A 22,594-nucleotide genomic window follows, 5' to 3' on the forward strand; every position below is an offset into this window, starting at 1 on the left:
TGGTGTACTGCATGGGCTCTCACAGACACCGCCTCAACCGATCATTCGCTCAGCGCTCTTCACTCACCGCTTTGACGCGCCGGCTGAAGTCCGCCAACTCCGGCAACGAGGGATCCAACTGACGGGCCTCGTTCTGCGCGCGGCGCGCAAAGGCCGCGTCTTCCTGGCCCAGCCGCTCGCTGCCCACCGCCACCCAGCGCTGCGCCAGGCGCCGGCGCGCGCTCGCCAGAGCGTCGCCGGTGGGCATCAGCGCCTGCCAGGCATCCAGACAGCCGCGCGCGGCGCGTAGCCGGTTGTTGCGTAACTCGTCCTCGAAACAGCGCTGGCTGGCCGGCGCCACGCGTGCGGCAGCCTGCAGCACGCGCGGGTCGCGGGGTGCCAGCGCTTGTGCGGCACGTACGGCGTCGTAGGCGCTGGCGCCAGGCGGCGTCATCCATTGCTGTTGCGCTTCGGCTGCGGCGACGCGTTGCAGCAGGCTGCGCAGGCGGCGTTCGCGCGCCCCCCGCGACAACCCGGATTCCGGCCCGCGCTGCGCATCGCGCGCACGCGCGATCGCCCTGCTCGGCCGCGGCGATGGATGGGCCAGAGGGGACCAGAGCGCGCGCCTGCTGCAGCGACTGTGTTGCCGCATCGAACTGAAAATCCGCGGCCTGGCGGGTGGCCTGCGCGGCATATTCGGCAGCAACCCGCTCCACGCCGCGTTGCGCCTGCGCATCGCCCGGCTCGGCAGCCAGCACGGCAGTGAAGTCGCGCACCGCAGGCGCCAGCCGGCCGCGCCGCAACAGCGTGTCGGCGCGCTGCCGGCGCTGATCCATCAGCCGGTGGTACTGGCCCTCGGTCGAAGGAACATCGGCATGCCCGGCGTCGTAGCGCTTGGCCGCGGCCAGCAAGGCGGCCGCCTCGGCGAGTGCATCGCGTGCCAGCGCGTGGCGGGCCTGTGCCAGCAGGTCGGTCAGCGCATCTTCGCGGCCTTCCAGGGCATCGGTGCGGTCCGGGGCCAGGGAGAGCACCCGCTGATACAACGGCAGTGCACTGTCGGGCGTGCCGTCCAGGCGGCCCTGCTGTTGCGCGGCGACGGCCTGGGCCACCAGCGCATCCAGGCCGGCCCGGCGCGCCTGCAGTTGCCGCAGGCGCAGCTCGACCGGCGCAATCTGCGCCTGCGCCACTTCCAGCGCGCGTGCCAGCGCAACCCCGCGCTGGGCCGCCGGCACATCGCCCGCAGCCAGTGCCGCACGCGCCTGCACCACCGCGGCCGCACCGGTGCGGGCCAGGCCCTGCCGCGCTTCGCTACGGTCGCCGTCCAGTGCCAGTGCCGCGGCAAAGAATTCGCGCGCCCCGCTGCCATCGGCAGCACTCAATTGACCACGTGCCAGCGCCGCGTCGCCGCGCTGCAGGAGTTGCTGGATGCGGCTGTCCGGCCACAGCAGATCGGCCAGCGGGCGCCGGAACACGATGACACTCAGCAACAGGCACGCGGCGAGCACCAGCACCACGCGCCACAGCGCACGGCTGCGCAGCGGCGCCCAGAGGCGCGGCGATCTGGCCCAGCGCGGAAGCGGGAACATGCGGTGGCGTCCGTCCTTGGCGCGACCTGACGGGGACGCGTTCACCACGCAATGGTAGCCGCCCCGGCTGCGAAGACTGCGTGCGCTCAGCCCAGCCGGCGCACCTCGTTCACCCCGGGCAAGGCGTCCAGCTTGCCCAGCAGCGCCGAGAGCTGCTCGTAATCGCTCACTTTCAGGCGCAGCCGCAGTTGCGCGCGGCCACTGTCGCGCACGTTATCGCTGTTGATTTCCAGCACATGCGCGTCTTCCTGCGCGATCAGGTTGGTGATGTCCTTGAGCAGCCAGCGCCGGTCCACTGCCCGCACCTGCACGTCCACCTCGTAACCGCTCCCGGCCTGGCCCCACTCCACCGGCAGCACCCGCTGCGGATGCGCGGCAGCCAGACGCGACAGCGCCACGCAGTCGGCCCGATGCACGGTGATGCCGCGGCCACGCGTGAGATACCCGGCAATCGGCTCGCCCGCCACCGGGTGGCAGCAGCGCGCCAGCTGCACCAGCAGATTGCCCACGCCCTGCACGGTAAATTTGGATTTGCCCAGCCCGTCGCGGCGCGCGGTCGGGCGCGGCGGCGCCGGGACGGCCGGCTGCGACGCCGCACGCTCGGCTTCCAGCAGCGCGCGGCTGATCTGGTTGGGCCCGGTATCGCCCAGCGCCACCTGGATGTACAGGTCGTCGATGCTGTCGGCGTGGAACTTGCGCGTGGCCACGCTGAGGTCGGCATGCTGCAGCCCCAAGCGCTTGAGCTCGCGATCGAGCACGTCCTTGCCGGCCTGCACGTTGCGGGCGCGGTCGAGCTTGTGAAACCAGGCGCGTACCTTGTCGCGCGAGCGCCCGCTGGCCAGGAACCCGTTGGAGGCCAACAGCCAATCGCGGCGCGGGTCGGCTTCCTTGGCGGTCATGATTTCCACGCGGTCGCCGCTGCGCAGCCGGTAGGTCAGCGGCACGATGCGGTTGTTCACGCGTGCGCCGCGGCAGCGGTGCCCCACCATCGTGTGCACGTGGTAAGCGAAATCCAGCGGCGTGGCCCCTTGCGGCAGGTCGATCACCTCGCCCTTGGGCGTGAGCGCATAAACGCGGTCTTCGATCAGCTCCGCATCCAGCGCGCCAGCCAGTTCGCCGTGCTCGCCGTCCTGCACCTGCTCCAGCAACTGCCGCATCCACAGGATCTTGCGATCGAACGCCTTTTCCGCGCCCTTGCCGCCTTCCTTGTACTTCCAGTGCGCGGCCACGCCGAGTTCGGCCTGGGCGTGCATCTCGTGGGTGCGGATCTGGATCTCGATGGTGCGCCCCTCCGGACCCACCACCGCGGTATGCAGCGAGCGGTAATCGTTGGCCTTGGGCCGGGCGATGTAGTCGTCGAACTCGCTCGGCACCGGCGCCCATAGCGCGTGCACCGCACCCAGCGCGGCATAGCAGGCGGCCACGTCGTCCACCATCACCCGCACCGCGCGCACATCGTAGAGCTGGTCGAAGGAGAGCCGCTTTTTCTGCATCTTCCGCCAGATGCTGTAGATGTGCTTCGGCCGCCCGCTGACATCCGCGCGCAGGCCCTGCTGTGCCAGCGCTGCCGACAGCGTGCGCTTGACCGCCTCGATGTAGCGCTCGCGCGCCACCCGGGTTTCGTCCACATCGCGGGCGATGCGCCGGTAGGTATCCGGTTCCAGGTGCCGGAATGCCAGATCCTCCAGCTCCCACTTGACCTGCCAGATCCCCAGCCGGTTGGCCAACGGTGCGTGGATGTCGCGGGTGAGCTGGGCCAGCGCGCGGCGCTCTTCCTCGCTCTGCCGGTCGGCCACGCGCATGCGCGCCAGCTGGCGGGCCAGCAGGATCGGCACCACGCGCAGGTCGTGGATGATGGACAACAACAGGCGGCGCAGGCCTTCACTATTACGCCCCGCCTCGCGCCCGGCATGCAGCGCCCAGACCTGGTCGGCGGCATCCAGGCCATCCAGCAGCCCCTCCACCACGCCGCGCCGTTCCGCCGGCTGCCATGGCAGCGTGGCAACACCCGGGCGTAGCGCCGGAATATCGAACAACAACGCGGCCACAAGGGTCGCTTCGTCGGCCGCCAGGTGCGCCAGGGCGTCCAGCGTATCGGTGAGCAAGGCCCACGGCACGCTGTCTGCCTGCGCCGTTTCGGACGCTGCCCAGGCCTGGGCCAACGCATCGCGCAAGGCGGGCGCGATCGATGCGAGGGCGGGACGCTGCAGCACGGCATGCAGGCGGTCGGGGGCGGAGCTGTTCACAACGGTGGACACAAAGGCGGCAGGGACATGGGGGCTGACAGCTACGGTAACGTGCGCGTCACCATCTCCACAACGCGTGTTTCGTGCGCCCTCACGCCCATGCGTGCCCGCTGCGCTTACGCACGGTTCACCCGGCAACGCCTTGATTGGCAACCCATCGCGGCGCCAGGCCGGTGCAAAGCGCGACGTGGCCCAAGCTTTTTACATGCTCTTTACAACTGGCCCAAACCGCGTGCCTATGCTCCCTGCACGTCGTCGCGGCGCAATCTGCGCCGGCGTTACTCCAACCAACTGCGAGGTAGCCGATGAAGACCTGGAAGAAGCCTGTTGTACGTGAAGTCAATTGTGGCGCCGAGATCAACTGCTACGTTTCCGGCGAGTTCTGAGCGACCCTGCCGCCCTCTCTTTCGATGCATGACCGGCTGTTGCCGGCAGACAGGTAACAGTTCTCCATGCGCATCATCGTTTTGGGATCGGCGGCCGGCGGTGGGCACCCGCAGTGGAATTGCCACACACCCGCGAGTCAGCGGGCATGGCAGCAAGCGGACGGTGCCCAGCGTCGTACCCAGGCCAGTATCGCCGTCAGTGCCGACGGCCAGCGCTGGGTCCTGATCAACGCCTCTCCCGATTTTCGCCAACAGATTCTCGCCACGCCCGCGCTTTGGCCGCAACACGGCCTGCGCCATTCACCGATCGAATCGGTGCTGCTGACCAGTGGTGAGATCGACCATATTGCCGGCCTGCTCTCGATGCGCGAAAGCCAACGCTTTTCGTTGCATGCCAGCAGCCGCGTGCTTGACCTGCTCGCGCAGAACCCGATCTTCGACGCGCTCAATCCGCAGTACGTGGACCGGCATCCGTTCGCGTTGAATACCCCGCTGACCCTGTGCGACCTGCAGCTGACGCCGTTCTCGGTTCCCGGCAAGGTGCCGTTGTTTATGGAATCGCGCAGCGGCGGCGACCTGGCCGGCTCCAACGAAGAGACGCTTGGGCTGACCATCGACGATGGCCGCCACCGCGTGCACTACATTCCCGGCTGCGCGGCCATGACCGATGACCTGCGCGCGCGCCTGCATGGCGCCGAGCTGGTGTTCTTCGACGGCACGCTGTGGCGCGACGACGAAATGGTGCAACTGGGCGTGAGCCAGAAAACTGGCCAGCGCATGGGCCACATGAGCATCGACGGAACTGACGGCACCCTGGCCGCGTTCGCGCAGTTGCAGGTGGCGCGCAAGGTCCTTATCCACATCAACACCACCAACCCCGTCCTCGACGCTCACTCGCCGGAGCACGCCGCAGTGCGCGCAGCCGGCTGGGACGTGGCACATGACGGCCTGGAGATTTCCCTGTGACTGCCCTGCTCTCGCCCGACCAGCTGGAAGCGGATCTGCGCGCGATCGGCGCGCGGCTGTATCACGACCAGCATCCTTTCCATGCACTGCTGCACCACGGCAAGCTCAATCGCGGCCAGGTGCAGGCATGGGCGTTGAATCGTTTTGAATACCAGCGCTGCATTCCGCTGAAAGACGCGGCGATCCTGGCGCGGATGGAAGACCCCGCACTGCGCCGCATCTGGCGCCAGCGCATTCTCGACCACGATGGCAACAGCCCCAGCGATGGCGGCATCGCGCGTTGGCTGCACCTAACCGACGCACTGGGCCTGCCACGCGAGCTGGTCGAATCGGGCCGTGCCCTGCTGCCGGGCACGCGCTTCGCGGTGCAGGCCTATCTGCACTTCGTGCGCGAAAAGAGCCTGCTGGAAGCGATCGCCTCTTCGCTCACCGAATTGTTTGCGCCCAACATCATCGGCCAGCGCGTGGCCGGCATGCTGCAGCACTACGACTTTGTCTCGCCGGAAGCACTGGCGTATTTCGAGCACCGCCTGACCGAAGCGCCGCGCGATTCGGATTTCGCGCTGGACTACGTCAAGCAACACGCCGACACCATCGAAAAACAGCAGCTGGTGAAAGCCGCGCTGCATTTCAAATGCTCGGTACTGTGGGCACAACTCGACGCATTGCACGTGGCCTACGTCAGCCCCGGCGTTGTCTGGCCGGATGCGTTCGTGCCGGAGCGCGACAGCAAGCGGGCCGCCGCGTGAGCACCATCAGCCGCGACAGCTGCCCTGCGCTGCGTGCCGGCGTACGCCTGCAGCACGACCGCGCGCGCGACCAGTGGGTATTGCTGGCGCCCGAACGCGTGGTGGAGCTGGATGACATCGCACTGGTGGTGGCCCAGCGTTACGACGGGACGCAGTCGCTGGCGCAGATCGCGCAGACGCTGGCCGCCGAATTCGATGCCGATGCGAGCGAGATCGAGACCGACGTGATCGAACTCACCACCACCTTGCACCAGAAGCGCTTGCTGCGGTTATGAGCACTGTGCCGCCACCGCTTTCGGTACTGCTGGAGCTGACGCATCGCTGCCCGCTCGCCTGCCCGTATTGCTCCAACCCCATCGCGCTGGCGGCATTACGCGAGGAAATGGACACCGCCGGCTGGCGCTCGCTGCTGGAACAGGCCGCCGAGATGGGCGTGCTGCAGGCGCACTTTTCCGGCGGCGAGCCGATGCTGCGCAAGGACCTGCCCGAACTGGTGGCGCATGCACGCGCGCTGGGCCTGTACAGCAACCTGATCACCTCCGGCGTGGCCGGCGGCGAGCCGATGCTCGACCAATTGCAGGCCGCCGGCCTGGAACATGTGCAGCTCAGCGTGCAGGACGTGGACCCGGCCGGCGCCGACCACATTGCCGGCTACCGCAACAGCCTGTCCAAGAAACGTGCCTTCGCCGCCGCCGTGCGTGCGCGCGGCCTGCCGCTGACGCTCAACGCGGTGATCCACCGGCACAACGCCGAGCGCGTGCCCGGCATGATCGCGCTGGCGCTGGAATGGGGTGCAGAGCGCATTGAAGTGGCGCATACGCAGTACTACGGCTGGGGCCTGCGCAACCGTGCCGCCTTGATGCCGAGCCGCGAGCAGCTGGCCGCGACCATCGTGGCGGTGGAGACCGCGCGGCGCAGCCTTGGCGACCAGCTGGCCATCGACTTCGTCACCCCCGATTACTACGCGCGCCAGCCCAAGCCCTGCATGGGCGGCTGGGCGCAGCGCTTCGTCAATATCTCTCCGCGTGGCGACGTGCTGCCGTGCCATGCGGCCGAAACCATCGACGGCCTGCAGTTCGACAACCTGCGCGATCGCTCGCTGGCCGATATCTGGAATCACGGCGAGGCCTTCGCGCGTTTCCGCGGCACCGCGTGGATGCCCGAGGTCTGCCAGGGTTGCCCGAAGCGGGAGATCGACTGGGGCGGTTGCCGCTGCCAGGCACTGGCCCTGGCCGGCGATGCCGCCACCCTGGACCCGGTCTGCGAACGCTCCCCGGCCCATGCCGGGATCCGCGCCACCGCCGAACGCGAGGCCGCATCGCCGGCACCGGATTTCGTCTATCGCCGGCCGGAGCGTCCTGCCGCCGTTGCCGCCGAGGCCGCAATCAGCGACACCGAATGAGCCGCTGGCGGCACGCGGCCGAGCGTCTACACTAGCCGCCTCTCTCTCCGGGTTGCCTCCATGTCGTTCGCGCGCCGCGTTCCCCTCCTGGTTTGCCTGACCCTCGCCTTACACGCCACGCCAGTCCTGGCGCAGCGCGCCGTGCAGGGCGACCTGCAGTCGCAGATGAGCGCTGAACAGTTCAAGGCCGCCGGCCTGGACAAGCTCGATGCCCGCGAACTCGCCGCGCTCAACGACTGGCTGCAGGGCAAGGTGGCCAAGGAAGCGGCGGTGGTGGTGGAGCAGGCCAAGGAAGCCGGCCGCCAGGAAGTGATCGTGAAAAATCGCGGCTTCTCCGATTTCGGTATCAAGGACCCGATTGAAAGCACCGTGGTCGGTGCATTCAGGGGCTTCTCCAAGGGCCGCACCTACACCCTCGCCAATGGGCAGGAGTGGGAGCAGACCGACAGCGTGACCTTGCCCGGCGTGCGCAAGGATTCGCCCAAGACCAAGATCAAGCCCGGCCTGATCGGCGTGTGGTACATGCAGATCGAGGGCTACAACACCCAGGCCAAGGTGCGCCGGGTCAAGTAAGCATTTGCGAGATGGGTGCCGGCGGCGGAGGGATCGTTTCCGATCACCCGGCGGGAGCACACCGTTCCCAAGCCCGCGCGCACAGCGGCGTCGCCTGCTGGCGCGCCGCACACGCCCTGGCCTGAAACTCATGCACGCCGCAGATGCGTGTTTGCTGCAATGGGTTCGCAGGGCCGGCCATCGCCGATCAGCGCTGTGACATGCTGGCGCGCCTGCTCACTGCAGACCCGCTAGCCCCGCATCCTGCGTCTGGAGACATGCAATGACGTCCTTCGCTCGTCGCAGCGTTCTGCTCCTCGCCCTGCTCGCTGCCGGCTCGGCCTGTGCATCGCCCGCAACGCAGCGCTGCGCCACCGATCCCGCTGTTGGCTTTGGCGAGGCGTTGGTGTGTTACCACGATGCGGTAGAGGCGCAGCCGCTGAGCTACCGGCGTACTGCCACCAGCACCGTGGCCGGGGTCGAACGCCGCGACTATCTGCTGACCTCGCAGGACTGGTCGCCGGAAGGCCTGGTCCAGCCGGCCAGCTGGCAGCACGACGTTGCGCTCTATGTGCCGCCCGATGCCCTGCCCACGCGTGCGCTGCTGATCTCCAGCAATGGCACGCGCCAGCCCGTCGATGGTGGCCCGGCGAAGCCATCCAGTGAACTGGCCCCCGAGGCGATCGCGGCCCTGGCGCAGCGCACGCGCACCGTGGTGATCGTGCTGAGCGACCTCCCCAGCCAGGCGCTGACGTATCGCGATGACGGCACCGCACGCCGCGAAGACGACAGCGTTGCGCACACCTGGTCGCTGTTTATGAAAGCGCCGGCGCAGCGCAAGACCTTGCCGCTGCATGTTCCGATGGCCGCGGCCATCGCGCGCACCATGAGCCTGGCCGAACGCGAACTGGCGCCGCTGCGGATTCACCGTTTCATCCTGGCCGGCGCGTCCAAGCGCGGCTGGGCCAGCTGGCATGCGGCCATCGCCGACCAGCGCGTGGAGGCCGTGGCGCCCTTCGTGATCGACATCCTGAACATGCCGGCCGTGCTCACGCACATGGCCAAGGTCTATGGCGGGAACTGGCCGGTGCCGTTCAACGCCTACGCCAAGGAAGGCATGACCAACCAGCTCGCCACGCCTGCGTTTGCGCAGCTGGTCCAGATCCAGGACCCCCTGCAGTACCTGCACACGCGCTACCGCAAGCGGCTGTCCGTGCCCAAGGACATCGTCAATGCCAGCGGCGATGACTTCTTCGTGCCAGACAACACGCAGTTCTTCTACGACGCACTGCCCGGCACCAAAGCGCTGCGCGTGGTGCCCAATGCATCGCACGGTGGCATCCGCGCATCGGTGGTGGATACGCTGGTGCCGTTCGTCAACCGGCTGCAGCAGCAGCGCCCGCTGCCCGACCTGCGCGGCAGCCTGCGTGGCGGCGCAACGCCTGCCATCCGGGTGCGTTCCAGCGAGCGCCCGGTGCAGGTGAAGGTATGGAGCGCGAGCAATCCGCAGGCGCGTGACTTCCGCTTTGCCTGCGGCATCCGTTACACCGCCACGGCGGTGAGTTGGAAGCGCGGTGCGGTGACGGTTCCTGTGCAGGTTCCTGAGGCCGGCTGGCGCGCCTATTTTGTGGAAGCCACCTACGCAGACGGTTTTGTCGCCACCAGCCAGACCTATGTGCTCGGCAAGCAGGACTACCCGACCCAGGCGCCGCCCTCGGACAACGCCGCCTGCCGGACCTTGCCTGCGGTCGCGCCGCCGCCCGCCACCTGAGCACGCCGGCAGGACTTGGTCGCCACAGCAGGACAGGAATCTGGCCTGGGCATCCCTCATGGCCGCCTCCGACGGTCGCGACAGACGCCGGAAGTGCGTGCCACGCGGCAGGCACAACGATGTCATGCACGCCCGGTGAATCCCTGCAAACGATTGGCATGGCTTCGACAGTTTGCGCAAGGAACTCCGCACAAAGCCCATCACGGAGCTGTTTTAGCGCTTGAGCCTGTCAACAAGATCGATCCAACCCGACTGGACCATTGACAGCGTTGTCATCAGCTCCTAAACAAGCCGCTACGCGCTGACGGCATCGGCCGATCCAGGCGTCCCAGAGGACTGACCGTGGCTGCAACCTCGCACTCTGCTTGCGCTTCTGCTCTGCCCGTTGTCCCCGCTCCCACCACGTTTCTGGCTGCCGATGTCGGCGGCACGCATGTGCGTGTCGGCCGGGTCTCGCATGGCGCGGATGCGCCGATCGAGCTCTCGCAGTACCGCACCTACCGCTGCGCCGACCATGCCAGCCTGGACGCGATCCTGGCTGATTTCCTGCGCGATAGCCGCGCCGTCGATGCAGTGGTGATCGCCAGCGCAGGTGTCGCGCTGGACGACGGCCGCTTCATCAGCAACAACCTGCCCTGGACCATCGCGCCGCGTCAGTTGCGCGACACGCTTGGCGTGCGTGCGGTGCATCTGGTCAACGACTTCGAAGCGGTGGCGTATGCCGCGCCGCAGATGGAACAGCGTGCGGTGGTGCAACTAAGCGGCCCCACGCCGCGGCATGCGCAGCCCGGTGGCCCGATCCTGGTGGTCGGCCCGGGCACCGGGCTAGGCGCTGCGGTGTGGATCAACGGCCCGCGCCAGCCGACCGTGCTCGCCACCGAAGCCGGCCAGGTCGCACTGGCAAGCAATGACCCCGACACCGCGCAGGTGCTGCGCATCCTGGCGCGCGACGCATCGTATCTGCCGATCGAGCATGTGCTCTCCGGCCCCGGGTTGCGCAACCTGTATCTGGCGCTGTGCGAACTGCACGCGGCCACGCCCATCCACCCGTTGCCCGCCGACATCACCCACGCCGCGCTCCACAGCGACGATGCACTGGCGCGGCGGTGCCTGCAGCTGTTCTGCGCGCTGCTCGGCAGCGCGGTCGGCGACATGGCGCTGGCGTACGGCGCCTCCGGCGGCGTGTATCTGGCCGGCGGCATCCTGCCGAGCATCGGCCAGTTTCTGGCTGCGAGTGATTTCCGCGAACGCTTCCTCGCCAAGGGCCGCATGCGCCCGGTGCTGGAGCGCATTCCGGTCAAGTTGGTCGAACACGGGCAACTCGGCGTGCTCGGCGCGGCCAGCTGGTATCTGCAACACCACACCGAGGTGTCGTAAGCGCTCCACCACTCGCGTCTCCCGACCGCGAGCGGCGTGTACCCCCAGTGCATCCGGCGAGCGCAGGCCCGCCGTCCATCCCTGTTGCGTGATGAGGAGAGACATCATGAAATACCGCACTTCGCTGCTGTCCAGCGCCATTGGCATGTCGCTGGTGTTCGCCGCCCAGGCACAGCAGACGGCCGACCCACAGGCCACCGAACTGGATGCCGTGCAGGTGGTTGGCATCCGCGCCAGCCTTGAAAAATCGCTGGACACCAAGCGTAACAACACCGGCATTTCCGAAGCGATCACCGCCGAGGACATCGGCAAGTTCCCCAGCACCAACGTGGCCGAAGCGCTGTCGCAGATTCCCGGCGTCACCCTGGACCGTCGCTTTGGCCAGGGCGAGCGCGTCAGCATCGACGGCACCGACCCCAGCCTCAATCTCTCCTTTCTGGACGGCCACCCGGTGGCGCAGGCAATCTGGCTCTACGGCGAACAGCCCAGCCGCGGTTTCGATTACACCTTGCTGGCACCGCAAATCCTGGGGCGTGCGGAAATCATCAAGTCGTCCGAAGCACGCCTGACCGAAGGCAGCCTGGGTGGCACCGTGCTCATGCACACGCGCCAGCCGCTCGACCTGAAGGCCAACGAGGTGGCCGCCTCCATCGGCTATAGCTACAGCGACCAGGCCAGCCAGGGCAAGCCGAATGCGGCGCTGCTGTACAGCTGGAAAAATCCGGCAGAAACCTTCGGCGTCACCGTCTCCGCGCAGCACTACGAAGAACGCGTGGACCGGCGCGGCATGGAAGTGTTCGGCTATGCGCCAGCCAGCACCTTCGCCAATGCAGCCGGCGGCGTGCCGGCCGATGCGGACGTGCCCAACTCGATCAACGCCGCGTGGTTCCAGCAGGACCGCGAACGCGACAGCGCCGTGGTCAACCTGCAGCTCAAGCCCAGCGATGCGCTGGAGTTCAATCTCAGCGGCTTGTACATCAACGAGAACTTCGACAACTACAACCAGTCGATGTACAGCTTTCTCACCTGGAATGCAGGCACTGTTGGCGCGGTGGACCAGCTGGGTGGCGTGCGCAATGGCGTGGTCACCAGCGGCCATTCCAGCGCCAACGCCGACCCCTTGGGCGGCACGGTGATCTACGACAACAACGTGCGCGAATCGGAAGTGACCACCAAAGGGCTGGACCTGCGTGGCGCCCTCCGCGGCGAGGGTTGGGGTCTCAACGGGCAGGTGGGCCAGAGCAAGTCCGAAAACAAGGATCTGTCGCAGTATTTCATCGAGCCGTTCTACAACGGCGGCTTCAGCTGGGATACGCGCCGCGGCATCCGCTTCGATGACCCGGCCGCTGCACGCGACCCGGCCAACTGGGGCTCGGCCGGCGGCTGGTTCGGCAACAACGGCATCTTCTCCACCGAGAGCAAGGACACCTACGGCCAGCTGGATTTCAACCTGCAATTCGATGGCGTGTTCAATCAGCTGCTACTGGGCGTGCGCCACGGCAAACACGACGAGCGCTTTGAGCTCAACGTCTATGGTGGCGTCACGCCGGGCACGCTGGCCGATGTGGGCACGATCGGCCTGACCGACCTGCAAGGTTTCTACCCGGACCACGGGCAGCATGTGCAGGCCGGCCGCGACAATGTGCTCAACTGGATCCGCAACAGCCCGGTGGATTACAGCGCGCCGGATCCGGCCAGCTATCTCAATAACAGCTGGGCGCTGGAGCAGACCAATAACGCCGCCTACGCACAGGTGAACTTCTCCAGCGGCGGCCTGCGTGGCAACCTCGGTGTGCGCTATGTGGACTCCAAGACCGAAGGCAGCGGGTTCGTCTATAGCGGCACCCCGTCGTTGGCCAACGCCGACAGCCTGTGGCAAACGCGCACGCGCAAGGAAGACTTCCTGCTGCCATCGCTCACGCTGTCCTACGACACCAGCGACGACTGGGTGTTCCGCTTTGCCGCGGCCAAGGTGATCGCCTGGGCGCCGTACAACCAGATGGTCAACAACACCTTCCTCAACGACACCACACTGACCGGCAGCGGTGGCAACGCGGAGCTATCGCCGTACGAATCGTGGAACTTCAATCTGTCGGCGGAGTATTACTTCGCGCCGCAGTCGGTGGTGGCCTGGTCGGTGTTCTACAAGAAGATCGACAACTACATCGACACCAGCGTCAGCGTGGAGCGGCAATACAACGCCCTGCGCGACACCGCGCCGCAAAGCTGGGCGCAGCTGATCGGCAGCAACGGCTGCACCGCCGACGGTTATTGCGACTACAGCATCCAGCGGCCACGCAACGCTGGCGATGGCAAGGTCAAGGGGTTCAACCTTTCTTTCCAGCAGCCGTTCGGCGACAGCGGCTTCGGTCTGACTGCCAATTACACCTATGCCAATGGCGAAAACAACACCGGCGACCCGCTGCCCTACCAGTCGCGCAACAGCGTGGCGTTTTCGCCGTACTACGAAAAAGGCCCGCTCAACGCCCGCCTGACCTACAACTGGCGTGACAGCTACCTGGCCGGCGGTTACGTGGCCGGCGCCGCGCCCGCCAGCGTGGACGACTACGCCGAACTCGGCGCCAGCGTGGGCTATGCGTTCAGCCCGAACTGGTCGCTGCAGATCGACGCGCAAAATCTGCTGGACGAGGAATACCTGCAGTATCTCGGCGACAAGGAGCATCTGGCCGGGCGCTACAAGAGTGGCCGCCGTTACATGGCGACCCTGCACCTGAAGTTTTGACCTACCGCATGCCAGGGCGCCGGGAGCAATGCAGCAGCTCCCGGCGCCGTGGTGTTAGCGGGTCAGTACGACCTGCACGGCGCTGCGGTGTCGAAGCTGCGCTCTGCGGTTGAGGCCTGCGGAGTGGGCAGCGGCACACGCAATAGCGCGCATCACACGCCAAACATCCGCAGACTCACGCGCACGAAACCAGACGGCAAGGCGACGCCTCGCAGGCAGCGGCAACCCGCCGCCATCTGCCAGCGCGCGCCTTACCCTCGCAAGGCCGCCACGCGTTGCGACAACTTTTTCGCCGAGACGCCGGATTTGGCGCCCAGCTCCTGCGCAAATACCGACACCCGCAGTTCTTCCAGATCCCAGCGCAGCGCCTGCCAATCCGGGTGCTGTTGCAGCCCACGCGCCGCGGCGTCGTTGAGTGCATCCACGAACGGCTTGAGCTCGAGCATGCGTGCCTGGTCGCGCGCGGGGTCGCGCTTGGCGCGTTCGGTGCGCAGGATCATCGCCTTGAGATAGCGCGGATAATTGGCCAGCGCATCGGCCGGCGTGTCGCGCAGGAACCCGGCATGCACCAGCGCGCGTAGCTGCTGTTCCATGTCATCCAGATTGCCACGCGCCCAGCCCATCAACGGTGCTTCCAGTAAAGGCTTGAGTTCGGCCACCGCGCCGAGAATGCTCTCTGCCAGCGTCAACCGTGCCATCGCTTCGCCAAACAGCCGCTTGACCGCATCCTCGCGGCGCTGTGCGAACGCGGCAGGGTCGCGGATCGCGCCCAGCCCCTCGGCCAGCACCGCATTGAGCGCCGCATCGACCAGATCGCCGCGCAGGCGCTCCTGCGATTCGATCGCTGCATACAACAGCCCCGTCTTGGGCGACACCGGCAGCTGCTTGCGCGCCTGCTTGATCTTGTCGGCCAAGGCAATTTCCAGCAGCCGGCGCACACCACGCGGATGCGCCCGCAGCGCTTCGTTGCGGTCGGCAAAGATCCGTAGCGCGGCATCCTCGCCCTGATCCACCAAGGCCGGATAGGCGGGCACGCCCGCTTCGCCGGCCACCTGTTCGGGGATCGGCGTGGCCGGGAAATCGCGCAGCCCTTCCGCCGCCAGCGCGCGTCCGGCACGCGCGGCAAAGGCCTGCCCGGCACGCTCGCCAAAGCGCGCACGTAATCCCACCAGATCGCGCGATTCGGCGAGCACCCTGCCGTCCTCGTCGCGCAGCCGCAGGTTCATCAGCAAGTGCGTGTCCAGCGCTTCTTCGTCGAAATCCAGCGCCGCCACCGGCGCACCGGTGGCCTTGCTCAAAAAGCGCGCCAGCTCGCCGCGCATATCGTCCGCCGATGGCGTGCTGAAGGCCTCGTAGAACGCGCGGCCGTAATCCGGAGCCGGCACGTAATTGCGGCGCTGCGCCTTGGGCAGGCTGCGGATCAGTGCCGACGCCTTGTCGGCCACAAATCCGGGCGCCAGCCACGACAAGCGCGACGGATCCAGCGCATTGAGCAAATGCAACGGCACCTCGAGCGTCACGCCATCGTCGATGGCCCCCGGCTCGAAGCGGTACTGCAACGGCAACCGCGCATCGCCCAGCGCGAAATACTTCGGGAACCGGTCCGCCTCGCTGCCTTCGCCGGGCAGCAGATCGTTCAACGACCAATGCAGGCTGCGGCGCTTGTCGGCAGGCAAGGTCTTCCACCACGCATCCAGGCCACTGGCCGAATGCAGTTCGGCCGGAATGCGATCCAGATACCAGCGCGCCTGCCAGTCCTCGTCGGCCACGATGCCGGCGCGGCGCAGCTTGGCTTCCTCTTCGCGCGCCTGTTCCAGCACCTTGAGGTTATCGGCGACAAACGCCGCACGCGTGTTGATTTCGCCCGGCACCAGGCCCTGCCGCACGAACAGGTCGTGCGAGGTGGCGGGGTCGATCTTGCCGAAGTGCACCGGCTTCTTGGGCGCCAGCACCAGGCCGAACAGACTGATCTGCTCGGAGGCCACCACCTGCCCTTGTGCACGCGACCAGTGCGGGTCGAAATGCTTGCGTGCCAGCAGGTGCGGCAACTCGGCAATGGCCCAGTCCGGCTCGATCGCCGCATTGGTCATGCCCCACACTTTCTGGGTGTCGAGCAAGGTCGCCGCAAGAATCCACGGTGGCGGCTTGCGTGCCAACGCGGAGCCCGGAAACGGCACGAACCGGCGTTGCCGCGCAGCCAGGAAATCGCCTTTTTCAGTGCGGTGGCCAATCTGCGTCGGCAGGCCCGCCAGCAGTGCGCGGTGCAAGGCCTGGTAGGCGGCAGCACGTTCGCGCTCGGACGTGCGCACCGCCGCGTCGGTGGCATCGGCAGGTGAGCTCTTTGCAGCCGCGGCCTTCGCCTGCGCGGGTGGCGCCGCCGGATCCGGCTTGCCTTCGCGCGCCAGCCGCGCGGCACGGTGCAGCTGCCCACGGGTGGCACGGTGCGCCTGCCCGTCCTCGCGCACCGGCGCGCTGGCACCGGCCAGCAGTGGCGCCAGCATCGCGCCGGCCGGCTCTTCGCTCCAGCCCAGTTCTTCGCACAGCAAGCGCAACTGGCGGTGCAGTTCACGCCACTCGCGCATGCGCAGGAAGCCGAGAAAATGCCGTCCGCACCAATCGCGCAACTTGGACTGGGTGAGGTCTTCGTGTACCTGCCGGTAGGCGTCCCACAGGCGCAGGATGCCGACGAACTCCGAGCGCGCATCGGCAAACAGCGCATGCGCGTTATCGGCGGCCTCGCGCGCTTCCGGCGGGCGCTCGCGCGGATCCTGGATACCCAGGAACGCGGCGATGATGATCATCTCGCGCAGGCAACCGTGCTGTTGCGCGGCCACCAGCATGCGCGCCAGTTTGACGTCCACCGGCAGGCGCGCCATCTGCCGGCCGATCGCCGTCAGCCGCCGCTCCGCATCGATCGCACCGAGCTCCAGCAGCTGCTGCCAGCCATCGGCCACGGCGCGTTCGTCCGGCGCTTCCAGGAACGGAAACTCCTCGATGCGCCCCAGCCCCAACTGCAGCATGCGCAGGATCACGCCCGACAACGACGCGCGCCGGATCTCCGGGTCGGTGAAGGCCGGGCGCGCGGCGAAATCCGCCTCCGCGTACAGCCGGTAACAGATGCCCTCGGCGATACGCCCGCAGCGGCCCATGCGCTGGTTGGCGCTGGCCTGCGAAATCGGCTCGATATGCAGCCGGTCCAGCTTCTGCCGCGGGCTGTAGCGCTTGACGCGCGCATAGCCCGGATCCACCACGTAGCGGATGCGCGGCACCGTCAGCGAGGTTTCGGCCACGTTGGTCGCCAGCACCAGGCGCCGGCGCGGGCCCGGGTTGAACACGCGGTCCTGGTCGGCCGCCGACAGCCGCGCGTACAGCGGCACCACTTCGGTCTCACGGTATTTGCGCCGCTCCAGCGACTGGTGCGCATCGCGAATCTCACGCTCGCCCGGCAGGAACATCAGCACATCGCCACGCGGGTCGATGCGGGTGATCTCGTCGATCGCCGCCACGATGGCGTCGTTGACGGTGCGTTCGCCATCGCGCCCAACATCGCCGGTGTCGCCGTCGCCAGATTCGCCTTCGAGCGGGCGGTAGCGCACATCCACCGGGAAAGTGCGGCCTTCCACGTTGATCACCGGCGCGTCATCGAAATGCCGCGAGAACCGCTCGGTGTCGATGGTGGCCGAAGTGACGATCAACTTGAGGTCGGGACGCTTGCGCAGCAGCTGCTTGAGATAACCCAGCAGGAAGTCGATGTTGAGGCTGCGCTCGTGCGCTTCGTCCACGATGATGGTGTCGTAGGCGGACAACCACCGGTCGCTGGCGATCTCCGCCAGCAAAATGCCGTCGGTCATGAACTTGATGCGCGAGTCCTCACCCACGCGATCGGTGAAGCGCACCTGGAACCCCACCGTGGTGCCCAATGGGGTGTTGAGTTCTTCAGCCACGCGCGCGGCCACCGCGCGCGCAGCGATACGCCGCGGCTGCGTGCAGCCGATCATGCCGGCCGCACCCCGCCCGGCTGCCAGGCACAGCTTGGGCAACTGGGTGGTCTTGCCCGAACCGGTCTCACCGGCAATCACCACCACCGGATGGTCGCGGATGAGCGCGATGATGCGATCGGCTTCGCGCGCGATCGGCAGTTGCGTATCCAGCGTGATCGCCGGCTGCTGCGCGGCACGCGCCTGCCGTTGCGCCTGTGAGGCGGCCAGCGCCTGTTCGAAGGCCTGGCGCAGCTGCGGGTTGCCGGGCTTGCCTTGCCAGCGCGACCATAGGCCCAGCAAACGGCCACGATCGCGGCTCATGGCGGCATCCACGGCGCCGCGGCGCTCACGCAACGTGGTGGCGAGGTCAGTGTCGATAGCGCTCATCGATGGAAAAATGTGAAAGATTGAATGACAAGTGATCCTTTAGCCTGTCTATTGTGACGCCATATCAGTTCCTAAGGAGGACCATCCATGTCCAAGAAGAAGAACGCAGCAAACAAACCCGCGGCTCCCACTGACGCGTTGCCGGTCGCCGCTCCCTCGGCGCCACACATCGATATCGGGATTAAGGATGCCGATCGCAAGCAGATCTCCGACGGCCTGGCCCGCTACATGGCCGACGCGTTCACGCTGTACCTGAAGACCCACAACTTCCATTGGAACGTCACCGGGTCGATGTTCAACTCGCTGCACACCATGTTCGAAACCCAGTACACCGAGCAGTGGGGCGCGCTGGACGAAGTGGCCGAGCGCATCCGCGCCCTGGGCTACAACGCACCGGGTTCGTACCGCGAGTTCGTGGCGCTGACCTCGATCCCGGAAGAGCCGGGCCTGAGCGATAGCGCCGACTGGCGCGAGATGGTGCGCCAGCTGGTCAGCGGCAACGAAGCGGTCTGCCGCACCGCCCGCAAGGTGCTGGGCACCGCCGACGACGCCGGCGACGACCCGACCGTGGACCTGCTGACCCAGCGTCTGCAGACCCATGAAAAATACGCCTGGATGCTGCGCTCGCTGCTGCAGTAAACCCTTCACGCGTAGCCTCCACGGGTTTGTCCAAGGTTTTGCCAAAGGCGCAACCTTGAGCCCTGCCCAACCTTGGCCCCCTGCGCAATTGCCTACCACCGGTAAGCAGTGCTAGACACTAAGCCCCTCTCCCCCCGGGAGAGGGGTTGGGGTGAGGGTACGGAGCGAAGCCCTGGCCGTCGCACCCGCACCCGCTGCCTGACATCTCTTGCGCCACGCGGCCAGCGCTCAGTTGCATCCGCAGACGTCTTCGTCTACCGCATCCACCACGGCGCGGCGATCCCCGACACACCACTGCGCAACACCGCCCGCATGACACCGGCCCGGGCTTGACCCGCGCGGTATCCTAGGCGGATGTCTTCCCCCGCACACGAACTGCTCAGCCGCGTCTTCGGTTACGACGATTTCCGCGGCCCCCAGCAAGCCATTGTCGAACACGTCGCCGCCGGCAACGACGCGCTGGTTCTGATGCCCACCGGTGGCGGCAAGTCGCTGTGCTACCAGGTCCCGGCGCTGTTGCGCGACGGCATCGGCATCGTGGTGTCGCCGCTGATCGCCCTGATGCAGGACCAGGTGGAAGCCCTGCGCCAGCTCGGGGTGCGCGCCGAATTCCTCAACTCCACCCTGGATGCGGAAAACACCCAGCGGGTGGAACGCGCCCTGCTCTCGGGCGATCTGGACCTGCTGTACGTCGCACCGGAACGACTGCTCACCCCGCGCTTCCTGTCGCTGCTGGAACGTAGCCGCATCGCCTTGTTCGCCATCGACGAAGCGCACTGCGTGTCGCAGTGGGGCCACGACTTCCGCCCGGAGTACCGCCAGCTCACCGTACTGCACGAGCGTTGGCCACACATTCCGCGGATGGCATTGACGGCAACCGCCGACCCGCCCACCCAACGCGAGATCGCCGAGCGCCTGGACCTGGTGGAGGCGCGCCACTTCGTCAGCTCGTTCGACCGCCCCAACATCCGCTACACCGTGGTGCAGAAGGACAACGCGCGCAAGCAGCTGCAGGAGTTCCTGGGCCGCCACCGCGGCTCGGCCGGCATCGTCTATGCGATGTCGCGGCGCAAAGTGGAAGAAACCGCGCAACAGCTGTGTGCGCAAGGCTTCAATGCCCTGCCCTACCACGCCGGCCTGCCGGCGGAAGTGCGCGCGGAGAACCAGCGCCGCTTCCTGCGCGAGGACGGCATCATCATGGCCGCCACGATCGCCTTCGGCATGGGCATCGACAAGCCAGACGTGCGGTTCGTGGCGCACGTGGACCTGCCCAAATCGATGGAAGGCTATTACCAGGAAACCGGGCGTGCCGGCCGCGATGGCGAGCCCGCCGAGGCATGGCTCTGCTATGGCCTGGGCGATGTGGTGCTGCTCAAGCAGATGATCGAACAGGGCGAGGCCGCCGAAGAGCGCAAGCGCCTGGAACGCGCCAAGCTCGATCACCTGCTGGGCTACTGCGAGTCCATGCAGTGCCGCCGCCAGGTGCTGCTGGCCGGCTTCGGCGAAACCTATCCCAAGCCCTGCGGCAACTGCGACAACTGCCTGACCCCGGCCGCCGCCTGGGACGCCACCGTGGCCTCGCAGAAGGCGCTGAGCTGCGTGTATCGCAGCGGGCAGCGCTTCGGTGTGGGCCATCTGATCGACATCCTGCGCGGCAGCGAGAACGAGCGCATCAAGCAGCTCGGCCACGACCAGCTGAGCACCTACGGCATCGGCCGCGACATGGACGAGCGTACCTGGCGCGGGGTGTTCCGCCAGCTGGTGGCTGCCAGCCTGCTGGAAGTCGACAGCGAAGGCCACGGCGGCCTGCGCCTCACCGATGCCAGTCGCCAGGTACTCAAGGGCGAGCGCCAGGTGATGATGCGGCGCGAAAACCCGGCTGCCGGGCGAGAGCGCGACCGCGGCGCGCAACGCACCGGGCTGCCGGTGCAGCCGCAGGATCTGGGGCTGTTCAACGCCTTGCGCGGCCTGCGCGCGGAACTGGCCAAGGAGCAGAACGTGCCGGCCTTCGTGATCTTCCACGACAGCACACTGCGCAATATCGCCGAACAACGGCCCACCAGCATCGATGCCCTCTCGCGTGTGGGCGGCATCGGCGGCGGCAAGCTGGCCCGTTACGGTGCGCAACTGATCGAGATCGTGCGCGAACAGGGCTGATGCGCCAGGTGTGTGTCGGCCCGGTGCCGCGGCCGGCACAACAATCCGCGGAAGCGACAGCGCGCATTCAATCTGCCGTTGCTAGTTTCAGCGGAGCGATCTGGCGCGCGCCGCCAGTCCCTCCTTTAGAGTCCAACCGATGAAACGCAGCCTGCTTCTTTTGGCCACCCTGCTCGCCACCGGCAGTGCGCTCGCCCAGACCGGCGACAGCGGCACCGACGCGGTGACGCCCCGTTCGCTGGACTTGAGCATTCCCAAGGAGCCGGTGCAGTACCGCTCCGATCCGGAATACAGCACCGATCCGCCGGGCACCTTTTATGGCGACAAGACGGGCCCACAACCGGCACTGGCGCGTCCTTCCGCTGCCTCCATCGCCGCCGAGCGAGCCGAACAGTGTCAGGGCAAGTTGCAAGGTGCGGTCGAGACCGGCATGGGCTATTCGAACCGTGGCGGCAACAGCAACTGGCAGGCCGTCAATCTGAATTCGTGCAAGACCTATTACGACGATGACGGCAAGGCGCATCAGATCGGCGTCAGCATCAGTGTTGGTCGCGGCGAAGGCCCCATTTTCGGCCCACGCTACGCACCTGGCGGTTACGGCCCTGGCCCATTCGGTTGGTAACACTACAGCTCGGCCTGCATTGACAAGGGGTTCACCCCTGCTTTGCGGAAAATGTGGCTTGCCTCACGAGATGTGCTCATGTCACAGAACAAGGAACGACCGGTTGTCTTCGTCGTCGAAGATGGCGATGGAACACGTCAACTCAGTTGCCTTGTGCTGGAGAGCTATGGCTTCACCTGCCGCAGTGCCGGTTCGGTGGAAGAAGCGTTGGCGTTGATCGAAAGCGACCCGCGCGTCGATGTGCTGTTTTCCGACATCCATTTCCCGGGCGGCCTCACAGGCGTAGACCTCGCGCTGAAAGCAGCGCATGCGCCGTACAACCTGCCGATCCTGCTGACCTCCGGTCTAGCCGTGGAATATGTAGAAGAGATCCTTCCTGATGGTGTGGCCTTCCTCGAAAAGCCGTACACGCCCGAGCAGCTGTTGAATGCGATCCGCAGCGTCATGGCCAAGCACCGCGTGCCGTCCACACCGATGGCGTAAGCCCGGCGCAGCAGGCGTTTTGCGGCCGAGACCGCTGTCAGGAACGCCCTGACAGCCCGTCAGTTCGCCCCTGATTTTCGTGACGCACATCTCACTTGATACTGCAGCTGCCGGACGCGAGGCCTGTTGGCCGCTCAACTCGCGGGGCGCGGAGCACGCCCTCGCCGGATCATGATGGTCACTGCCTTAGGCGGAATATGCCTATCCGGCTGGCCTGTTTGCTTGACGCTGCCCTGAAATGGTTGTGCTCGCTGCCAGACGGTAGTGAAAGATACCGAGTTGCACGACCTACGTCGCTAGCTGCATGGCGTCAGTAGTGAGCACGTCTGCGATCCCGCGCAAGATCGACCGAATGCGGTCCAGGTTTCATACCCTCACTGATCAGCACATCAGCAAATCCCCTGGCCTGTGGGCACACCAGATCAAGGCATGCGCATCGCGCTTGCGATCGATGCTTTCTCAAGCTCAGCGATCAAATTCGCCGCAGCAACTGATTCTGTCGTGGTGCTCGGCGCCTGACGCTGCGTACAACAATCCCAGTTCCTCCGTGACACACGGCTGCGACCAGC

General features: G+C 66.8%; 15 protein-coding genes and 1 pseudogene. 13 read left to right on the forward strand and 3 right to left on the reverse strand.

The window, feature by feature from the left end; translation table 11 throughout:
* Positions 1–49: 49 nt before the first annotated feature.
* Together XCC_RS15205 and XCC_RS15210 are read right to left on the reverse strand one after the other, a co-directional pair.
* Positions 50–1,493, reverse strand: a pseudogene (locus XCC_RS15205) (hypothetical protein).
* Positions 1,494–1,651: 158 nt separating this feature from the next.
* Positions 1,652–3,811 (reverse strand): RelA/SpoT family protein, encoded by a 2,160-nt coding sequence (locus XCC_RS15210; RefSeq protein ID WP_016945254.1) that lies wholly within the window; start codon positions 3,809–3,811, stop codon positions 1,652–1,654.
* A gap of 305 nt (positions 3,812–4,116) precedes the next feature.
* On the opposite strand from XCC_RS15210, the gene pqqA reads away from it, so the two are divergent.
* From pqqA to XCC_RS15255, 9 genes are all read left to right on the forward strand, one after another.
* Positions 4,117–4,197: a pyrroloquinoline quinone precursor peptide PqqA gene (gene pqqA, locus XCC_RS15215; protein WP_002812057.1), complete on the forward strand. Its 81-nt coding sequence runs from the start codon at positions 4,117–4,119 to the stop codon at positions 4,195–4,197.
* A 66-nt stretch (positions 4,198–4,263) separates the two neighbouring features.
* A complete protein-coding gene (gene pqqB / locus XCC_RS15220; protein ID WP_011038060.1) occupies positions 4,264–5,163 on the forward strand; it encodes a pyrroloquinoline quinone biosynthesis protein PqqB in 900 nt (299 codons plus the stop codon).
* Positions 5,160–5,912, forward strand: a complete 753-nt coding sequence (gene pqqC / locus XCC_RS15225; protein WP_011038061.1) for a pyrroloquinoline-quinone synthase PqqC — start codon at positions 5,160–5,162, stop codon at positions 5,910–5,912. The genes pqqB and pqqC overlap by 4 nt, the downstream gene beginning before the upstream one ends.
* On the forward strand, positions 5,909–6,187 hold the full coding sequence (gene pqqD / locus XCC_RS15230) for a pyrroloquinoline quinone biosynthesis peptide chaperone PqqD (protein ID WP_011038062.1): 279 nt from the start codon (positions 5,909–5,911) through the stop codon (positions 6,185–6,187). Before pqqC ends, pqqD begins: the two co-directional genes overlap by 4 nt.
* Positions 6,184–7,314: a pyrroloquinoline quinone biosynthesis protein PqqE gene (gene pqqE / locus XCC_RS15235; protein ID WP_011038063.1), complete on the forward strand. Its 1,131-nt coding sequence runs from the start codon at positions 6,184–6,186 to the stop codon at positions 7,312–7,314. The genes pqqD and pqqE overlap by 4 nt, the downstream gene beginning before the upstream one ends.
* A gap of 60 nt (positions 7,315–7,374) precedes the next feature.
* The gene (locus tag XCC_RS15240) at positions 7,375–7,887 is read left to right on the forward strand and encodes a hypothetical protein (RefSeq protein WP_011038064.1); all 513 of its coding nucleotides are present in this window, start codon (positions 7,375–7,377) and stop codon (positions 7,885–7,887) included.
* 262 nt (positions 7,888–8,149) lie between these two features.
* The gene (locus XCC_RS15245) at positions 8,150–9,637 is read left to right on the forward strand and encodes a PhoPQ-activated pathogenicity-related family protein (protein ID WP_011038065.1); all 1,488 of its coding nucleotides are present in this window, start codon (positions 8,150–8,152) and stop codon (positions 9,635–9,637) included.
* Positions 9,638–9,979: 342 nt separating this feature from the next.
* A complete protein-coding gene (locus XCC_RS15250; protein ID WP_011038066.1) occupies positions 9,980–11,014 on the forward strand; it encodes a glucokinase family protein in 1,035 nt (344 codons plus the stop codon).
* Between the two features lie 106 nt (positions 11,015–11,120).
* Positions 11,121–13,757 carry a TonB-dependent receptor gene (locus tag XCC_RS15255; RefSeq protein ID WP_011038067.1) on the forward strand — a complete coding sequence of 879 codons (2,637 nt, stop codon included), beginning with the start codon at positions 11,121–11,123 and terminating at the stop codon, positions 13,755–13,757.
* A gap of 251 nt (positions 13,758–14,008) precedes the next feature.
* Here the strand turns inward: XCC_RS15255 and hrpA are convergent, their stop codons facing one another.
* Positions 14,009–18,124, reverse strand: coding sequence for an ATP-dependent RNA helicase HrpA (gene hrpA / locus XCC_RS15260; RefSeq protein WP_011038068.1), 4,116 nt, complete (start codon positions 18,122–18,124; stop codon positions 14,009–14,011).
* 87 nt (positions 18,125–18,211) lie between these two features.
* Here hrpA and XCC_RS15265 point away from each other — a divergent pair, with 87 nt between their 5' ends.
* The 4 genes from XCC_RS15265 (at position 18,212) to XCC_RS15280 (ending at position 22,025) form a co-directional block, all read left to right on the forward strand.
* A complete protein-coding gene (locus XCC_RS15265) occupies positions 18,212–18,763 on the forward strand; it encodes a Dps family protein (protein WP_011038069.1) in 552 nt (183 codons plus the stop codon).
* A 354-nt stretch (positions 18,764–19,117) separates the two neighbouring features.
* Complete coding sequence (recQ, locus tag XCC_RS15270) at positions 19,118–20,920, forward strand: DNA helicase RecQ (RefSeq protein WP_011038070.1); 1,803 nt, start codon at positions 19,118–19,120, stop codon at positions 20,918–20,920.
* A gap of 139 nt (positions 20,921–21,059) precedes the next feature.
* Positions 21,060–21,542: a hypothetical protein gene (locus tag XCC_RS15275; protein ID WP_011038071.1), complete on the forward strand. Its 483-nt coding sequence runs from the start codon at positions 21,060–21,062 to the stop codon at positions 21,540–21,542.
* Positions 21,543–21,620: 78 nt separating this feature from the next.
* Positions 21,621–22,025, forward strand: coding sequence for a response regulator (locus XCC_RS15280; RefSeq protein ID WP_011038072.1), 405 nt, complete (start codon positions 21,621–21,623; stop codon positions 22,023–22,025).
* Positions 22,026–22,594 lie beyond the last annotated feature (569 nt).

Source organism: Xanthomonas campestris pv. campestris str. ATCC 33913, from assembly GCF_000007145.1.
Lineage (GTDB): Bacteria > Pseudomonadota > Gammaproteobacteria > Xanthomonadales > Xanthomonadaceae > Xanthomonas > Xanthomonas campestris.

Excerpts from the sequence above, each read along its gene's own strand:
- pqqE (WP_011038063.1), top strand. The coding sequence starts at position 6,184 with ATGAGCACTGTGCCGCCACCGCTTTCGGTACTGCTGGAGCTGACGCAT.
- pqqA (WP_002812057.1), top strand. The coding sequence starts at position 4,117 with ATGAAGACCTGGAAGAAGCCTGTTGTACGTGAAGTCAATTGTGGCGCC.
- XCC_RS15280 (WP_011038072.1), top strand. The coding sequence starts at position 21,621 with ATGTCACAGAACAAGGAACGACCGGTTGTCTTCGTCGTCGAAGATGGC.
- hrpA (WP_011038068.1), bottom strand. The coding sequence starts at position 18,124 with ATGAGCGCTATCGACACTGACCTCGCCACCACGTTGCGTGAGCGCCGC.
- pqqB (WP_011038060.1), top strand. The coding sequence starts at position 4,264 with ATGCGCATCATCGTTTTGGGATCGGCGGCCGGCGGTGGGCACCCGCAG.
- XCC_RS15245 (WP_011038065.1), top strand. The coding sequence starts at position 8,150 with ATGACGTCCTTCGCTCGTCGCAGCGTTCTGCTCCTCGCCCTGCTCGCT.
- XCC_RS15240 (WP_011038064.1), top strand. The coding sequence starts at position 7,375 with ATGTCGTTCGCGCGCCGCGTTCCCCTCCTGGTTTGCCTGACCCTCGCC.
- XCC_RS15265 (WP_011038069.1), top strand. The coding sequence starts at position 18,212 with ATGTCCAAGAAGAAGAACGCAGCAAACAAACCCGCGGCTCCCACTGAC.
- XCC_RS15255 (WP_011038067.1), top strand. The coding sequence starts at position 11,121 with ATGAAATACCGCACTTCGCTGCTGTCCAGCGCCATTGGCATGTCGCTG.
- recQ (WP_011038070.1), top strand. The coding sequence starts at position 19,118 with ATGTCTTCCCCCGCACACGAACTGCTCAGCCGCGTCTTCGGTTACGAC.
- XCC_RS15275 (WP_011038071.1), top strand. The coding sequence starts at position 21,060 with ATGAAACGCAGCCTGCTTCTTTTGGCCACCCTGCTCGCCACCGGCAGT.